The following is a 16,511-nucleotide window of genomic DNA, read 5'->3' on the forward strand; positions in this document are numbered from 1 at the left end:
GACACGGCGAACGCGGTGAAGCAGGCGGCCGAGTTCGGCATCGTGGCCGGCGGCCAGCGCCTCGCCGCGCTTCTCTTCACGCTGGCCGAGGTCCACGGGCTGGGGCTGGAAGCGGCGCAGGGCCTGACGCTCACGGAAGGCTTCTACTGGGACCGCGACGACGAATCGCGCGCCTTCTCGCAGAAGTTCTTCGAGCGCACGCAGCGCATGCCCAACATGATCCAGGCGGCGACCTATTCGGGCGTCCTGCAGTATCTGAAGGCCATCCAGAAGGCCGGCACCGACGAGACGGAGGCCGTCTCCAAGGCGTTGCACGAGATGCCGGTCGAGGACGTCTTCGCGCGCGGCGGCAAGGTCGGCGCCAACGGCCGCATGATCTACGACATGTACCTCATGGAGGTGAAGACGCCGGCCGAGAGCACCAAGCCCTGGGACTACTACAAGGTGCTCGCCACCGTGCCGGGCTCGGAAGCCTATATCGACCCGGCGAAGAGCGGCTGCCCGCTGGTCGCGGCGCAGTAGAGGGCGCGGGCGAGATGGCGGGCGCGACCGCGCGCATCGACCGGCCGGGCTCCGCCCCGGCCGGCGCCTCCCCGATCGCGGCCAGGGGCGAGGTCGTACTCGCCTGCCGGGGCCTCCGGCGCGACTTCGGCGGCTTCACCGCGGTCAAGGACGTCGACCTCGACATCCGCCATGCCGAGGTCCACGCGCTGATCGGACCGAACGGCGCGGGCAAGACCACGGTCTTCAACCTTCTGACGAAGTTCCTGCAGCCGACCGCCGGCACCATCACGCTGATGGGCGAGGACATCACGAAGACCTCGCCCTCCAGGGTCGCCCGCATGGGCCTCGTGCGATCGTTCCAGATCTCGGCGACCTTCCCGCACATGAGCGTGCTCGAGAACGTGCGCGTCGCGCTCCAGCGCCCGGCCGGGCTCGCCACGCAGTTCTGGCGCAGCCTCTCCGCGCTCGACCGTCTCGACGCGCGCGCGATGGCGCTCCTGCGCGAGGTGGGGCTGGAGGATGCGCGCCACCTGCAGGCGGCCGACCTGTCCTACGGCCGCAAGCGCGTCCTCGAACTCGCGACGACGCTCGCGCTCGACCCGAAGGTCCTTCTCCTCGACGAACCGATGGCCGGCATGGGGCACGAGGACGTCGGCACCGTCGCCGCCATCATCCAGCGCGTTGCGCAAACGCGGGCCGTCCTGATGGTCGAGCACAACCTGAAAGTGGTCGCCGATCTCTGCGACCGCGTGACGGTGCTCCAGCGTGGCGAGATCCTGGCGGCGGGCGACTATGCCACCGTCTCCACCGACGAGCGCGTGCGCACCGCCTACATGGGAACCGACCATGGCTGAACCGCTCCTGCGCGTGCGCGGCCTCAACGCCTGGTACGGCGAGAGCCACGCGCTCCACGGCGTCGACCTCGACATCCTGCCCGGCGAGACGGTGACGCTGGTCGGGCGCAACGGTGTCGGCAAGACCACGGCGCTGCGCGCCATCATGGGCATCATCCCCAAACGCACCGGCGAGATCCGCTTCGACGGCCGCGACATGATCCGCGTGCCGCTGCATCGCACGGCCCATCACGGCATCGGCTTCGTGCCGGAGGAGCGTGCGATCTTCTCGAGCCTCACCGTGGAGGAGAACCTCCTCCTGCCCCCCGTCGTCGCGCCGGGCGGCATGGAGATCGCCGAGATCTACCGCCTCTTTCCCAATCTCGAGGAGCGCCGCGGCTCGCCCGGCACCAAGCTGTCGGGCGGCGAGCAGCAGATGCTGGCGATCGCCCGCATCCTGCGCTCGGGCGTGAAGCTCATGCTGCTGGACGAACCGACGGAGGGGCTCGCCCCCGTCATCGTCCAGCGCATCGGCGAGATCCTGACCACCTTGAAGGCGAGAGGCATGACCGTGCTTCTCGTCGAGCAGAACTTCCGCTTCGCGGCGAAGGTCGCCGACCGCTTCTACCTGATGGACCACGGACAGGTGCTCGACGGGTTTCCCGTCTCGGAGCTTCCCGCCCGCATGGCCCAGCTCACCGAAACCCTCGGAGTCTGACCGGCATGACCATGGTCTTCGGCATTCCGATCCAGGCGCTTCTCGGCCAGCTTCTCGTCGGCCTCATCAATGGCTCGTTCTACGCGATGCTCTCGCTGGGGCTGGCGATCATCTTCGGGCTCCTGCGCATCATCAACTTCGCCCATGGCGCGCAGTACATGCTGGGCGCCTTCGTCGGCTATCTCCTCCTGACCAATCTCGGCATCGGCTTCTGGTTCTCGCTGCTTCTGGCGCCGCTGATCGTCGGGATCATCGGCGCGGTGATCGAGCGCCTCGCTCTCTCGCGCCTCTACGATCTCGATCACCTCTACGGCCTTCTCTTCACCTTCGGCCTCGCGCTCGTGATCGAGGGCACGTTCCGCTACCTCTACGGTGCCTCGGGCCAGCCCTATGCGCCCCCGGCCGCGCTCACCGGCGGCACCAATCTCGGCTTCATGTTCCTGCCGAACTACCGCGCCTTCATCGTGGTGGCGTCGCTCGTCGTCTGCATCGGCACTTGGGCGCTGATCGAGAAGACCCGGCTCGGCGCCACCTTGCGCGCGGCGACCGAAAACCCGGTCATGGTGCGCGCCTTCGGCATCAACGTGCCGCTCCTCCTCACCTTCACCTACGGGCTCGGGTCGGCGCTCGCGGGCCTTGCCGGCATCATGGCGGCGCCGGTCTACCAGGTGTCGCCGCTGATGGGCTCCAACATCATCATCGTGGTCTTCGCCGTGGTCGTCGTCGGCGGCATGGGCTCGATCGGCGGCGCGATCCTGACCGGCTACATGCTGGGGCTGTTCGAGGGCCTGACCAAGGTCTTCTATCCCGAGGCCTCGTCCATCGTGATCTTCGTCATCATGGCCATCGTGCTTCTCGTGCGCCCGGCCGGACTGTTCGGAAGGGCGGCTTGAGATGACGCAAACCACCATGACCCTGCCGGGCGAGCGCCCGGCCGCCAAGGCGATGGGCCTCGTCCTAGCGGCGATCGTCCTTGCCGCGCTCGTCGTCGCGCCCTTCCTCGTCTATCCGATCTTCCTGATGAAGGTCTTGTGCTTCGCGCTGTTTGCCGCGAGCTTCAACCTCCTTCTCGGCTATACCGGCCTCCTGTCCTTCGGCCATGCCGCCTTCTTCGGCGGTGCGGCCTACGCCACCGCCCATGCGGTCAAGGTCTGGGGTCTGCCGCCCGAACTCGGCCTTCTCGCAGGCGTTCTGGCCGGCGCGCTGCTGGGCCTTGTGATCGGCTTTCTCGCGATCCGGCGGCAGGGCATCTACTTCTCGATGATCACGCTGGCGCTCTCGCAGATGTTCTTCTTCTTCTGCCTCCAAGCGCCCTTTACCGGCGGCGAGGACGGGCTGCAGGGCGTGCCGCGCGGGTTCGGGCTCGGTGTCTTCGACCTCTCCCAGCCGCTCGCGATCTACTTCTACGTGCTCGCCGTCGTCCTGATCGGTCTCTTCGCGATCTGGCGCATCGTCCATTCGCCCTTCGGCATGATCCTGAAATCGATCCGCGAGAACGAGACGCGCGCGACCTCGCTCGGCCTCTCGGTCGGCTCCTACAAGCTTGCCGCCTTCGTCATGTCGGCGGGACTCGCAGGGCTGGCGGGCGGGCTCAAGGCACTGGTCTTCCAGTTCGCCACGCTCACCGACGTCGGGTGGCAGATGTCGGGCGAGGTGATCTTGATGACGCTGCTCGGGGGCATCGGTACGATGGCGGGACCGCTCGTCGGCGCGGCGCTCGTCGTCTCGCTGCAGAACTACCTCGCCACCTCCGCCTTTCCGGTCACGGTGATCACGGGCCTCACCTTCATGGTCTGCGTGCTTCTCTTCCGCCGCGGCATCGTCGGCGAGATCGCCCATCGTCTCCGGCGGCGGGGCTGAGGGGAGGGCGTTCGCCCAGCCGTCACGCGGCGCGGGCGCGCACCTGGTTGCGGCCGGCAGCCTTGGCGGCGTAGAGCGCCTCGTCGGCCTTCTGGATGATTTCGGTCGGGCCCGCCCTGTCGGCCGTGAGTTCGGACCGCGAGGCGACGCCGATGCTCACCGTCAGCGTGCCGCCGTCGGCGTCGGCATGCGGGATGGCGAGCGCGGCGACCGCGCGGCGGATCGTCTCGGCCCGCAGCAGCGCCTCCGCCGGGCCGATGCCCGGCAGGATCAGCGCGAGTTCCTCGCCGCCGTAGCGCGCGCCGATCTCGTCGTCCTTGCGCACGCAGGCGGCCAGCGTTTCCGACACCATGGCAAGGCACCGGTCGCCGGCAGGATGGCCGTAGCGGTCGTTGAACGCCTTGAAGTGGTCGACGTCGAGGAGAAGCAGGCTGAAGTCGGCAGCGCCCCCGGTCTCGGCGAAGGCCTCTTCCAGCCGGCGGTTGAAGGTTCGCCGGTTGGCAAGGCGCGTCAGCTCGTCGGTCGCGGCCAGAAGCTCCAGCTGACGGTTCGCTTCCGCCAGCGCCGCTTCCGTGCGCTGCCGCTGGTCGACGTCGCGCATCGACACGACACAGCCGCCGATCTCGTCGATCGGCCGCCCGGACAGCTCGACCCAGATCACCGTCCCGTCCTTGCGGCGCACGCGGTATCGCACGCCGCTCGCCTCGCCGCCGGTGCGGAACGTGTCGAGCAGCGAGCGCACGATCGGGCGATCCTCCTCGACCGCAAGGTCCATGGGGCTGAGGCCCATCAGCTCGGCCGGTTCGTAGCCGAGGATGCGCCGGCTGGCGCCCGTCACCAGCGTCCGCTTGCCTTCCGCGTCGACGCAACTGATCATGTCGACCGTGCTGTCCGCCACGAGCTGGAAGCGCCGCTGTCCCGCGGCGACGGCCTCTTCCGCGGCCTTGGCCTGCGCCAGCGTCTGCGCCGCGCGGTCGACGAGCTGGCCGAGCCGCCGGAATTCCGGCGCCTGCCACTGGCCCATGTCGGTGCGGACATCGAAATTGCCGGCCCCGATCCGCTGCGCGGAGCGTGACAGGAGCGCGATCGGGCGCAGCTGCATCCAGTAGGCGATGAGCGCGGTGCCGCCGAGCGCGAGGACGAGGGCGCCGCAGCTTGCGAACAGCGTCCAGTGCAGACGGCGCTGCACGGTGGCGAAGACTTCCGCCGGCGGAACGCCGACAGCCAGCCACAGGTCGCCGGTGCTGGCGTTCGGGATCGGCTCGAAGCCGTAGATCGTCGACTGGCCGGCAAGATCCTTGACCGCCGTCGTCCGGCCCGTCCGGCCGGCGCGAATGATCGGAAAGAGCTCGAAGCCGGACGCGACGGTGCCGAACTCGACCGCGTGCGGCCAGCCGAGGATGATGCGGGACGCGCGAGGCTGGACGATCGTCCAGGAGTGTCCGGCCTCCTCCGCGCGGAGCTGCACGTCCCGCTCGATCATCGGCAGGTTGAGGGAGGCGAAGATGATGCCGCCCGAAGCCCGGCCGGCCGTCGGGGGCAGGCGCATCGCGACCGCGATCGTGGGACGACCGGTGATCGGGCTCGTCAGGAAGTCGCCGACCACGAAGCGGTTGCCGCGCGAGTTGATCGTCTGCTCAAACAGGTCCTCGTCGTGGAAGAGCGACCCCGTCACCCCGCGGCTGTGGCAGAGGATCGTGCGGTCCGGCGCGATCACGCCGATCGACAGGAGCTGCGCGCGTTCGGCCTTGAGACCCGCGAGCAGCGTGTTGCAGGTCGGCTGCTCCGCCTGCAGCACCTGCGGCATGTGCCGCAGCGTCGCCAGGAACTCCTGCGCGTCGTCGAAGACCCGGGCCATCTTGGACGCGCCGAGACGGGCCTCGTTGGCGACGTTCCGGTGCGCTTCGTGCTCGGCGTCGTGATAGGAGATAACGAGGCCGGTCACGATGAGTCCGATCAGCGGCAGCATGGCCGCCGCGATCAACAACAAGAGGCGAGCGCGCACGCCAATGTTGCGAAGGACGTTCATCATGGCCGTTCGATCGATCCCCACCCTACGTCGGCGCCGTGTTGTCGCGCCGTCATGCCAGTGGTTGTAGTCCTTTGCCGCTTAACAATTCGGCTGGCGATTGTCGTGATTTCTCCGCACCGCGACCGAGGCTGGCTGATCGGCGGCGCACCCTTGCCCGCGGCCGCCTCCCGCGCGAAGGATGAGGGATGTCGATCCGAAACCTCGATGCCCTGTTCGAGCCCCGCTCCATCGCCCTGATCGGAGCCAGCAACCGCGCCGGTTCGGTCGGCGCGGTTCTCGCCCGCAACCTGTTCGGGTCGGGGTTCAACGGGCCGGTGATGCCGGTCAACCCGCGCGAGACCTCGATCCGGTCCGTGGTCTGCTACCCCTCGCTCGACGCCCTGCCGATGGTGCCGGACCTCGCCCTGATCGCGACGCCGGCCGCCGGCGTGCCGGCGCTCGTCGCCGACCTCGGACAACGGGGTTGCCGGGCGGCCGTCGTGATCTCGTCCGGTTTCGATGCGGCCGGGCGGCGCGCGCTTCTCGAAGCCGCCCGGCCGCATCTCCTGCGCGTCGTCGGGCCGAACTGCCTCGGCGTCCTGTCGCCGCCGTCCTCCCTGAACGCGAGCTTCGCCCACCTGACGCCCCGCAAGGGGGATCTCGCCTTCGTCAGCCAGTCGGCCGCCATGGCGACCACGGTGCTCGACTGGGCCGACGTGCGCGAGATCGGCTTCTCGCATGTGGTCGCGACGGGCGACATGAGCGACGTCGATATCGGCGACCTTCTCGACCATCTTGCGCTCGACGCACGGGCGCGGGCGATCCTCCTTTACATCGAGACCATCACCGACGCGCGCAAGTTCATGACCGCCGCCCGCATCGCGGCGCGCACGAAGCCCGTGGTCGTCATCAAGGCGGGCCGCAACGCCGGGCTTCAGGCGGAGCTGCGGCCGGAGATCGGCGGCGGGCGGGGCGCCGACGACGTCTACGACGCCGCCTTCCGGCGCGCCGGCATGTTGCGGGTCGAGACGCTGCGCGAACTTTTCGAAGCCGTCGCGACGCTCGCCACGGGTCTGCGTCCGAGCGGCGACCGGCTGGCGATTCTTACCAACAGCGACGCCGCCGGCACGCTCGCGCTCGACGCGCTCAGCGCCTTCGGCGGGCGGCTCGCGCGGTTCTCCGACGGGGTGTGGGAGCGGCTGCGACCCGTCCTGCCCGGCTCGCCCTCGCCGCTCGGGCTCGTGAAGCTCGCGCCCGACGCCTCGGCGAGCGCCTATTCCGACGCGCTGGCCGCGATCCTCGAGGCGGGCGACCAGGACGCGGTCCTCGTGATGAACTGCCCGCAGGCGATCACCGACGGCACGCAGGCCGCCCATGCCACGGTCGAGGGCGCGCGCAAGGCCCGCCGCACGCCGGTCCTCACCTGCTGGCTCGGCGAGCGCGCCGCCCGCACGGCGCGGCGCGTGTTCGCCGCGAGCAACGTGCCGACCTACCAGACGCCGGACGAGACCGTGCGCGCCTTCACGCAGCTCGTCACCTACCGGCGCAACCAGGATCTCCTGATGCAGACACCGGCCGTCGTGGCGCCGTTCGGCGTCGATCGGGAGGTCGTCGAGCGGCTCGTCGGCGGGGCGCTCGCCGAAGGGCGCACGGCGCTGAGCGAGCCGGAATCGAAGGCGCTTCTCGCCGCCTACGGCATCGCCTCGGTGCCGACCGAGATCGCGGCCGACCCCGCGGAGGCCGCAACGCTTGCCGGGCGGATCGGCTTTCCCGTGGCGCTCAAGATCCTGTCGCCCGACATCGCCCACAAGAGCGACGTCGGGGGCGTGCGCCTCCAGCTCGACGATGCTGCGATGGTGCGCGAGGCGGCCGAGCACATGATCCGCACGGTAGCCGAACGCCAGCCGGGCGCCCGCATCGAGGGCTTCACGGTTCAGGCGATGATCCGGCGCGCCAACGCGATCGAGTTGAGGCTCGGAATATCCACCGACCCCGTGTTCGGCCCGATCATCCGGTTCGGGCAGGGCGGCACGGCCTCCGACATTCTCGACGACCGGGCCGTCGGCCTGCCGCCGCTGAACGCGGTGCTCGCCCGCGACATGATCGACCGGACCAAGGTGTCGCGTCTTCTCGTGGGCTACAGCGACCGCCCGCCCGCCGATCTCGAGGTGGTGGTGGCGACCCTCGTCACCCTGTCGCGCATGGCGGCCGATCTCGAGGCGGTCGCCGAACTCGACATCAACCCGCTTCTGGCCGACAGCGACGGCGTCCTGGCGCTCGATGCGCGCGTCGTCCTGCGCGAGGGGGCGGGGGCGGGCGAGGCGCGTTTTGCGATCCTGCCCTATCCGGAAGACCTCGAGACCGAGGTCGCCTCGCGAAAGGCACGCTTCCGGCTCCGGCCGATCCGGCCGGAGGACGAGCCGGCGCTGGTGCGCATGGTGGAGGCAAGCGATCCGGAAGACGTGCGCCTTCGCTTCTTCGCCCCGATGCGTCGCATCGGCCATGCCTTCGCCGCGCGCCTCACGCAGATAGACTATTCGCGCGAGATGGCGCTCGTCGCCGAGGACGCCGCGGCCGGCGAGCCGGGGACGATCCTCGGCGTGGTGCGCCTTATCGCCGATCCCGACGGCGAGCGCGCCGAGTTCGGCATCATGGTCCGCTCCGACCAGAAGGGCCGGGGTCTCGGCCGTATCCTGATGGACGCCATCCTCGGCTATGCGCGGGGGCAGGGCATGCGGACGGTCTATGGCGAGGTGCTGGCCGAGAACGCCGCGATGCTCGCGATGGCGCGGCGGATCGGCTTCCGCCAGAAGGTCCATGCCGAGGATCCGGGGTTGCGGATCCTCGAATACGAGCTGTCGGCGAACGTGTCCTGAGGCTCTCGCCTCAGCGCGCCGGCTTGAGACCCCGGCGCACGAAGCCGGCCGAGACGTCCGCCTGGAAGCGGTGCTCGAGCTCGTGCTGGCGGCGGGCGAGATTGCGGATGGCGGCGAGGAGATCGCCCCCGGCCTGGGCCACGGCCTCGTCCACGGCCGCGTCGAGTTCGTCGTGGCGTACGGCAGCGTTGATCATGATGCGCAGTCCCGATTCCCGTTTTGTCGAGGATGCCGGGTGGCTCGCGGGCGGGAAACCGCTCCGAAGCGGCTTTCCACCGATTCGTCGCGGCCGTTCACGTTTGCGGCATCGCAAGCGTCGGGCACGTTTTCATGGAGTCATATAGATGTCGTCTGCTAGAGAGCTCGGCAGAAACGTCAATGGCCTTCCGCTGGGGAAGGTCGCCGCGATGCGAGGAAGCAGACCATGGCCGCCACTCCCCTGACCGGATCGAAGTGGGGCGACTCGGGCGCGGCGGGCACGCCGGCCGGCGTCGTGACTTGGAGCTTCGACGTCTCCGGCGCCAAGTTCTACAACTTCGACGACATCATCGCGTCGGATGGCTACCGCAGCCTCGTCCGCCAGGCCTTCGACGCCTGGGAGAAGGTCGCGGCGATCGACTTCGTCGAGGTGACGAACGCGCCGGCCGACATCCAGGTCGGCCTCGACGCGATCGACGGCCGCGGCGGCACGATCGGTCAGGCGACCTGGACCTATCGCGGACCGCTGACGACGCACGCCGAGATCGCGGTCGACAGCGCCGAGACCTGGAGCCCGTTCGTGCCGAACGGCTCCAACTTCTACGGCATGATGGTGCACGAGATCGGCCACACGATCGGGCTGGCGCATTCCTCCGACCCGTCGTCGATCATGTATCCGATCGCTAGCGCCTACATGGCCTTCTCCAACGAGGACCTCGCCGCCATCCAGGCGCTCTACGGTCCTCCCGCCGTGGCGGGACGCCTCCTCTACGGGACGTCGGCGCCCGACCTTCTCGCGGGTGCGTCCGGCAATGACACGGTCTACGGCTTCGAGGGCGCGGACAATCTCTTCGGCTACGCCGGCAACGACCTGATCTCCGGCAACCAGGGCAACGACCAGATCTTCGGCGGGCAGGGCAACGACGTCGTCTACGGCGGGCGCGACCAGGACACCGTCGCGGGGAACCTCGGCAATGATACGGTCTACGGCGATCTCGGCAACGACACCGTCTACGGCGGGCAGGGCGACGATCTCGTCTATGGCGGTCGGGGCGACGACCTCGTTTCGGGCGATCTCGGCAACGACACGCTGGTCGGCGGTTTCGGCAACGACTGGCTTGCGGGCCGGGCCGGCGCGGACGTCTTCGTGTTCGAAGCCGGACAGGGCGACGACGTGATCGTCGACTTCAACGCGGCGGAGGGCGACCGGCTGGTCCTGTCCGGCCAGACCTACACCACGGCCGAGGTCAACGGCTCGGAGGTGCTCACCCTGTCGGGCGGCGGCACGATCACGCTTCTCGGCGTCGGCACCGCTCCCTTGGAAGTGGCCGCGCTCGCCTGAGCGCTGCGCGACCCGCGCGCATCCTTCAGTTCGGGCTCGGCGCCGCGGCCTCGGCCGCCGTGTCGAGCCGGACCACGACCGACATGCCCGGCACGAGGTTTTCCGCCGCCGGCTGGCCGGGGTCGATGGCGATGCGCACCGGCAGGCGCTGCGCCACCTTGGTGAAATTGCCGGTCGCGTTGTCGGGCCGCAGGACGGCAAATTCCGAGCCTGTGGCCGGCGCGAAGCGCTCGACGCGGCCGGACAGCCGCGCCCCCTGAAGCGCATCCACCGTGAAGTGGACGGGCTGGCCGACCGCCATGCCCGGAAGTTGCGTTTCCTTGAAGTTGGCGACCACCCAGACCGCCGAGGGTACGAGGCTCGTCAGCTGCGTTCCCGCCTGCACGAACTGGCCGAGCTTGACGCCGACCTCGCCGAGGCGGCCGGCTTTCGGCGCGAGGATGCGGGTGTTGGCGAGATCGATCTCGGCCAGACGCACGGCGGCCTCCGCCCCTTCCACTGCGGCCTCGAGCGACTGGCGCGCGACGATCACGGTCTGCAGGTCCTGCCGCGAGACCTCCAGCGAGGCCTTGGACTGGTCGAGCGCGGCCGACGCCTGGTCGCGCGTGCGCGTCGCCACGTCGAGGTCGCTACCGGGAACGTAGCCCTGGCTTGCCAGCGGCGCGATGCGGGCGAAATTGGCCGTCGCCGTGTCGAAGGCGGACTGGGCGCTCGCGACCGCCGCCTCGCTCGCCGCGACCTTGGCTTCCGCCGACCGCCGACCCTGCTGCGAATTGGCAAGCTGCGCCTTCTGCCCGGCCAGCGTCGCGCGCGCCTGCGCCACCCTTTGCGAGAAGATGCGGTCGTCGATGCGGGCGATGAGCTGCCCTTCGGTCACGCTCTCGTAGTCCTGCACCGCGACCTCCGCGATCGTGCCAGCCAATTGCGGGGCGATCACCGTCACCTGGCCCCGGACATAGGCGTCGTCGGTGGTCTCGACGCTGGTGGCGAAAGGCGGCAGGCGCCACGCGTAAAGCACCAGTGCGACGCCGGCGAGGCCGACCGCGATGGCGAAGAGGGTGGAGAGGGAGCGAAGGAGCTTCATCGGGGAGCTTCGAAGGAACGGGGATATGGACGGTTCAGGCGGTCTGCGCGTCGGCTGGGCCGGCGCGCCAGCGCTGGAGGTGGATGAGGGCCAGATGCAGGAGGAGAGCGGCAAGCCCGACCGAGGCGAGGATCGACACGGCCAGGAAGGCGTCGTTGTAGGCGAGGATGTTGGCCTGCCGGGTCGCCTGCGTACCGAGCGTCGCCAGCCCCTCCGCCTGCCGCAAGGCGGCATCCGGCAGTACGCGGGCATAGGCCGCGCCGGTCTGCGTGATGCGCGCGGCGATGATCGGGTCGGACAGGACGATGTTTTCGGCGAGCTGGCTCGAGTGGAACTTCTCGCGGATCGTCACGAAGGTGCGGAAGAGGGCCGAGCCGATGGCGCCACCGAGCGACTGCGTCGTCAGGAACACGATCAGGAAGGACAGGATGTAGTTCATCCCGCGCTTCATCGCCGAGCCGAAGCCGACGGCGAGCGCGGGCGGCAGGAAGAGGACACCGGCCGCCGAGATGAGCCCCTGGCTGAGATACATCTGTTCGGGGCCCGTCAGGACGGTCGCGCGCGAATCGAGATAGGAGCCGACGATCAGGCAGGACAGCGCCGCGATGTGGATGTAGGGCGCCCGGCCGGGGCGCACGATCAGCGTGCACAGGAGGCCGGCCGCGATCGCGGAGGCGATCATCACGAGGTAGAGCACCGTCATCTGCTCGTTCTTGAGGCCGAGCACCTGGAAGAAGCCCGTCGCCCCGCTCGCCTGCTCCGACAGGAGGAGGCGGAACAGGAGAAGCGTGCCGGCGAAATGCAGGATCTCCTTCGAGGTGATCCAGCGGATATCGATCAGCGGGTTCGAGCGGTTGAGCTCGACCACGACCGCGATCGTCAGGCTGGCGAGACCGAGCGCCAGAAGGCCGCCGATCCAGGGCGCCTCGAACCACCAGTAGAACGGGCCGACCGTCGCCACCACGGCGATCGAGCCGAGGCCGACGGCGATGAAGAGGTAGTTCACGACGTCCATCGGCTCGATCACCGGCGTCTTCGGCGGCGAGTTGAGTGGCAGGAGGCGAATGAAGGCGAAGCTGACCAGCGCCAGCGCGGTCTCGAGCAGGAACAGCCCGTTCCAGCCGCCGAGATCGAGAAGCGTCGGCGACACGACGCGGGCGAGCGGCGCTGCGATCGAAAGGTTGGTCATCGCGAGGCTGACGCCGATCGTCATCTTCCGCTCCGGCGGGAAGGACTCCAGCATGTAGAGGAAGGCGAGCGAGGACATCGGCGAGGCGGCGACGCCCGCGAAGAAGCGCACGACGATCGCCGACTGGATGTCGTCCACGACGAGATGCAGCGAGGCGACCGCGACGAAGGCGACGATCGCATAGGTCGCGAAGATGCGCAGGCCGAACTGCGCGCGCATCTTGGTCAGGAGCAGCGTCAGGCTGACATTGGGCGCGAGATAGGCGGCCGAGAGCCACACGGTCTCGTTGAGCGAGGCGCCGAGCGGCCCTTGGATCTGGTAGAGGTTGGCCGTCACGAGGTTGAGGCCGAGCCCTTGGGTCATCGCGATCAGCGTCGAGGCGAGGATGTAGAGGCTCGCGAGCCACGCGGGCTTCGGCACGAAGGGCGCTGGCGCCGGCATCGGCTGTCCGCGGCGGCGCGGGGCGGCGGCCGCCGCCGATCCGTCCGGCATGATGTCGGCAGGTGCGGGGCCGCCGACCTGTGCGGTCGCCCGTAGGGCGCTGGCGTCGTCGCTCATGCTCCGTCCCCTTCCGCCGGTGCGTCGAGAACCGAGGCGATGTTGCGAAGGACCGTCAATGCTGTCTCGACATCGGCCGCCTCGCAAGTCGACAGGATCGTGTCGCGCAGGCGTGCCGAGATCGCGGACACGACCTCCGCCTGCCTCGACCCGTGATCCGTCAGCTCGACATGCTTGGCGCGGCGGTCGCCCGGCACGGCACGGCGCACGATCAGCCCCAGCGCCTCCATGCCGTCGAGCAGGCGGACCACGGTCGGTCCTTCAAGCTCGAGATCGGCCGCAAGTTCCGTCTGGCGCAGCGGCTGGCGCTCGGCGAGGACGGCAAGGACCCTCGCGCGCGGATAGGTCAGCCCGTGCCGAACCACCTCGGCATTGAAGCGCGTGCGCAGCTTGCGCCCGTTCTTCACGAGGGTCTCGGCGAAGTCCGCCTTCAGCTGGGGGTCGATCCGCGTCATCGACGCGATATAGATAGCGCCCTACCAATAAGCAAGAGGCCATTTCTTGTCCCTGCCATGCCGGTGTCGATGTCAGGCGCGTGCCTTGCGCGTCGGCGCGTGGAAGTCCGGCGGCTTGTTGCCGATCCATTTCAGGAACCGGGCGAGGTCGGGGTTGGACGCCAGCGGAACGCCGCTTTCGGCGTGCCGCTCGAGGTCGGTGTTCGTGAAATAGGCGTGGAGCGTCCGATGGCAGATCGGATGAACCGGAACCGTCTCGCGCCCGCCGCGACTCTTCGGGATCGGATGATGCCATTCGACCCGTGCGCCGAGCGGCCGTCCGCACAGCCAGCAGGCCTGCGCCGCCGTATCCGCCGGCGGCTCGATGGCCTCCAAGTCCCGCCGCTTCCTCGCCACCCCAATCCGTCCTTGCGCCTCGCGTCCTTGCGAGATGCAGCGGCCCCCCGGCGCTTCAATGGGGCGCGCGGACGCAGGCCGATGGCCGACCTGTCACCGTCGCTTGCGGCAGCTGCTCCTACCAGCCGTAGCTGAAGGTCGCGCCGCTGCCGCCGTTGCCGCGCTGGACGATGTGGTCGTTGGTGCCCCGGCCGAACTGGAAGAGGCCGTAGGCGTTGCGGTTGCCGTCCTGCTCCAGCGTGCCGGACTGGCCGTCGCCGCGCTGCTCGACGAGGCCGAGATTGCCGCGGCCGCGCTGCACGAGGCCGGCGACGTTGTCGCGGCCGGTCTGGCGGATCGAGCCGTCGCGCACGTCGTTGTAGATCGAATAGAGGCGAAGCCCCGTCGCGAGCGCCCCGCCGGCCTCGCGGCCGGCCGGCGCGTAGGTCCAGGACACGCGGCCGCCGGCTTCGGCCGGGGAGGCGAGGGCCCCGAGCGCAGCAAGCCCGAGCGCAAGGGCGATGGCGGTGGGATGCAGATTGTGACGGGGCATGGCGATCTCCGGTGGCCCGTAGGTTAGGGGCCAATGACAGGGCTGGACTGGAAGGGCGCGGCGGGTCAGATCCCGCCGCCGATACGCTGCGAGCAGGACAGCGTCTCGCCCCCGACATCGAGATCGAGATCGGCGCGGGCGGTGCCGCCGGAGAGGCCGAGCGACACGGTGCCGAGCGTCGCCGCCCGGCCGGGCGCGGCCTCGAACGGACCGCCCTGCCGGATGTCGGTGCCGGCCCCCGACACCCGGAGGCTGTAGCGGCCGGCCACACGCTTGTCGGCATGGGCGAGCGCGGTGAGCGTCACCGATCCGCCGGAGCGATCGAGCCGGATCTCGCAGCGTGCGGGCCCGGCCTCGCGCGGGGCCGCCGTGGTCAGCCCCGCCGCCGCCACGCAGGCGACGGCGGCGACGAGGAGCGCGCCGGCGCGGCGCGTGGCGGATGAAATCGACGGCATGGCGGGGCTCCTTGTCAGCGGCGGGTTCGTGTCGGGGCGCGGTGCGCGGTCAGTCGCAGGCCTGGACGAAGGCCGCGACGTTGCCGCTGCCCCCTTGGGCGACGTTCGCCTCGCAGCCGCGACCGACCTGCACACCGGCCGCGATGTTGCCGTTGCCGTCCTGCGTCAGGATCGAGGTGTGGTGCGAGCCGAACTGGCCGATGCCGGCGGCGTTTCCGTTGCCGCGCTGGTAGGTGGCGGCGTCGTTGTACCGCCCGTCCTGACCGATGGCCGCAAGGTTGCGGTCGCCGCGCTGGTGGGCGCCGATGCGGTTGGAGACGCCGTCCTGCTGGACACGGATGCGGTTGCGAAAGCCCGTCTGCGCACCGCCGGCCGCGTTCGACCAGCCGTACTGGTCGATACGCACGTCGTTGGCGTGGGCGGGGGCGACCGCGGCGAGGCCGGCAAGGGCGAGAAGCGCGGCGGCGAGGGACTGGCGGACCATGGGAACGTCTCCGGTAAGAGCTAGGGGCTCGGGGTATCGACGCCCCCTTTATGCGCCCCGTCGCCGGAACCCACTCTGAAGGGCGCATTCATCACGCCTTCAGGGAGCCATCCGGGAGCATCCCGCATCGGCGCTTGCGGCGGCGCATTCGTTCCTATTTTGTTCCAATCATGGGAATCGATTCCGGAGGCGATGGAATGCCGGCGACGTGTGGACGCTCGTGGAATGGCGCGATGGGCGAGGAACCAGCCGGGGCGTGGGGCGGTCCGCACGCCCGGCCGGAGCAGGCGCGCCATGGGCCGGCCGGCTGACGCCGTGGTCCAGCCGATCCGCAGCTTCGACGAGGGATGCCGGCGGCGCCTCGGGATCGTGATCGAATGCCGGTCCTGCGGGAAGCGCGTCACCTATCGGGCGCAGGACTTCGTCGGCTACATCGCGCCGTCGGCCGAGATCGAGATCCTGCGGTGGCGCTGCGCCTGGTGCCGGACGCCCGCCGAGAGCGCGCGCTATGTCATGATCGAGAAGATGGACCGGCAGGATCTGGCGCAGTGGAAGCCGCCGCCCTGGATGAAGCGGGGGCCGGGGTGAGGGGGGCGGCATGACGAATGCGGGGCGCGACGGGATCAAGGTCGTCAGCATCACCCGGCTGATCCTCTCATGCGCGACGATGCTCGCCCTTCACGTCTTCGGCGCCTGGACGTGGTGGGAACTGCTACGGACGGGCGCGGTCGACTTTGGCGACGGCCTCGAACGTTGGCCGCAGGATCGGTTTACCATCGTGGTCCTGATGTCGATCATGACGCTGCAGTTCGGGTTCTTTCCGCTGCTCTGGTGGCAGATCCGTCGCGGCCGCACCGTGATCCGGGGATGAGGGCTTTCGTGCCGTCGACGCCGGGAGCCTTCCCCGACGTTCGAGCGTTGCGGTGCTCCACAGGCAGCGGATCGTCCGCTGCGACGAACGGAGACAGTGATGCAGATTCCCAAGGGCGCGACGGTCGCGGTGGTCGACGGACAGA

18 protein-coding genes are annotated in these 16,511 nt (G+C 69.6%); 9 read left to right on the top strand and 9 right to left on the bottom strand.

Annotated elements, in window-relative coordinates; all coding sequences use genetic code 11:
* The 5 genes from QZ753_RS06540 to QZ753_RS06560 form a co-directional block, all read left to right on the top strand.
* Positions 1-522: ABC transporter substrate-binding protein (locus QZ753_RS06540; protein ID WP_294642063.1), on the top strand; the 522-nt coding region annotated here is incomplete at its 5' end.
* 14 nt (positions 523-536) lie between these two features.
* Positions 537-1,358 (top strand): ABC transporter ATP-binding protein, encoded by an 822-nt coding sequence (locus QZ753_RS06545; protein WP_294642066.1) that lies wholly within the window; start codon positions 537-539, stop codon positions 1,356-1,358.
* Entirely contained in the window at positions 1,351-2,055 is a 705-nt protein-coding gene (locus QZ753_RS06550) for an ABC transporter ATP-binding protein (RefSeq protein ID WP_294642068.1), read from the top strand. Before QZ753_RS06545 ends, QZ753_RS06550 begins: the two co-directional genes overlap by 8 nt.
* A 5-nt stretch (positions 2,056-2,060) precedes the next feature.
* Entirely contained in the window at positions 2,061-2,948 is an 888-nt protein-coding gene (locus QZ753_RS06555) for a branched-chain amino acid ABC transporter permease (RefSeq protein ID WP_294642069.1), read from the top strand.
* A 52-nt stretch (positions 2,949-3,000) separates the two neighbouring features.
* Entirely contained in the window at positions 3,001-3,915 is a 915-nt protein-coding gene (locus tag QZ753_RS06560; protein ID WP_294642100.1) for a branched-chain amino acid ABC transporter permease, read from the top strand.
* A gap of 22 nt (positions 3,916-3,937) precedes the next feature.
* On the opposite strand, the gene QZ753_RS06565 is transcribed toward QZ753_RS06560, so the two are convergent.
* The gene (locus QZ753_RS06565; RefSeq protein ID WP_294642072.1) at positions 3,938-5,947 is read right to left on the bottom strand and encodes a diguanylate cyclase; all 2,010 of its coding nucleotides are present in this window, start codon (positions 5,945-5,947) and stop codon (positions 3,938-3,940) included.
* Positions 5,948-6,132: 185 nt separating this feature from the next.
* On the opposite strand from QZ753_RS06565, the gene QZ753_RS06570 reads away from it, so the two are divergent.
* Positions 6,133-8,802, top strand: a complete 2,670-nt coding sequence (locus tag QZ753_RS06570; protein ID WP_294642075.1) for a bifunctional acetate--CoA ligase family protein/GNAT family N-acetyltransferase — start codon at positions 6,133-6,135, stop codon at positions 8,800-8,802.
* Between the two features lie 10 nt (positions 8,803-8,812).
* Here QZ753_RS06570 and QZ753_RS06575 read toward each other — a convergent pair whose 3' ends face one another.
* Positions 8,813-8,998: a hypothetical protein gene (locus QZ753_RS06575; protein WP_294642076.1), complete on the bottom strand. Its 186-nt coding sequence runs from the start codon at positions 8,996-8,998 to the stop codon at positions 8,813-8,815.
* 228 nt (positions 8,999-9,226) lie between these two features.
* Here QZ753_RS06575 and QZ753_RS06580 point away from each other — a divergent pair, with 228 nt between their 5' ends.
* Positions 9,227-10,342, top strand: a complete 1,116-nt coding sequence (locus QZ753_RS06580; protein ID WP_294642079.1) for a matrixin family metalloprotease — start codon at positions 9,227-9,229, stop codon at positions 10,340-10,342.
* Positions 10,343-10,367: 25 nt separating this feature from the next.
* On the opposite strand, the gene QZ753_RS06585 is transcribed toward QZ753_RS06580, so the two are convergent.
* The 7 genes from QZ753_RS06585 to QZ753_RS06615 form a co-directional block, all read right to left on the bottom strand.
* Positions 10,368-11,426 carry an HlyD family secretion protein gene (locus QZ753_RS06585; protein ID WP_294642081.1) on the bottom strand — a complete coding sequence of 353 codons (1,059 nt, stop codon included), beginning with the start codon at positions 11,424-11,426 and terminating at the stop codon, positions 10,368-10,370.
* Between the two features lie 34 nt (positions 11,427-11,460).
* Positions 11,461-13,173, bottom strand: coding sequence for an MFS transporter (locus QZ753_RS06590; RefSeq protein WP_294642083.1), 1,713 nt, complete (start codon positions 13,171-13,173; stop codon positions 11,461-11,463).
* Positions 13,170-13,628: a MarR family winged helix-turn-helix transcriptional regulator gene (locus QZ753_RS06595; protein WP_294642086.1), complete on the bottom strand. Its 459-nt coding sequence runs from the start codon at positions 13,626-13,628 to the stop codon at positions 13,170-13,172. Before QZ753_RS06595 ends, QZ753_RS06590 begins: the two co-directional genes overlap by 4 nt.
* A gap of 72 nt (positions 13,629-13,700) precedes the next feature.
* On the bottom strand, positions 13,701-14,003 hold the full coding sequence (locus tag QZ753_RS06600; protein WP_294642088.1) for an HNH endonuclease: 303 nt from the start codon (positions 14,001-14,003) through the stop codon (positions 13,701-13,703).
* Positions 14,004-14,142: 139 nt separating this feature from the next.
* Entirely contained in the window at positions 14,143-14,556 is a 414-nt protein-coding gene (locus QZ753_RS06605) for a curlin (RefSeq protein WP_294642090.1), read from the bottom strand.
* A gap of 65 nt (positions 14,557-14,621) precedes the next feature.
* Positions 14,622-15,011 carry a curli-like amyloid fiber formation chaperone CsgH gene (gene csgH / locus QZ753_RS06610; protein WP_294642092.1) on the bottom strand — a complete coding sequence of 130 codons (390 nt, stop codon included), beginning with the start codon at positions 15,009-15,011 and terminating at the stop codon, positions 14,622-14,624.
* Positions 15,012-15,060: 49 nt separating this feature from the next.
* Entirely contained in the window at positions 15,061-15,495 is a 435-nt protein-coding gene (locus QZ753_RS06615) for a curlin (RefSeq protein ID WP_294642095.1), read from the bottom strand.
* A gap of 294 nt (positions 15,496-15,789) precedes the next feature.
* Here QZ753_RS06615 and QZ753_RS06620 point away from each other — a divergent pair, with 294 nt between their 5' ends.
* Together QZ753_RS06620 and QZ753_RS06625 are read left to right on the top strand one after the other, a co-directional pair.
* Positions 15,790-16,083, top strand: a complete 294-nt coding sequence (locus QZ753_RS06620; RefSeq protein WP_294642096.1) for a hypothetical protein — start codon at positions 15,790-15,792, stop codon at positions 16,081-16,083.
* Between the two features lie 10 nt (positions 16,084-16,093).
* Positions 16,094-16,366 (top strand): hypothetical protein, encoded by a 273-nt coding sequence (locus QZ753_RS06625; RefSeq protein ID WP_294642098.1) that lies wholly within the window; start codon positions 16,094-16,096, stop codon positions 16,364-16,366.
* Positions 16,367-16,511: the final 145 nt, after the last annotated feature.

It is taken from the genome of uncultured Aureimonas sp., from assembly GCF_913775355.1.
In the GTDB taxonomy this organism is placed as follows: Bacteria; Pseudomonadota; Alphaproteobacteria; order Rhizobiales; family Rhizobiaceae; genus Aureimonas.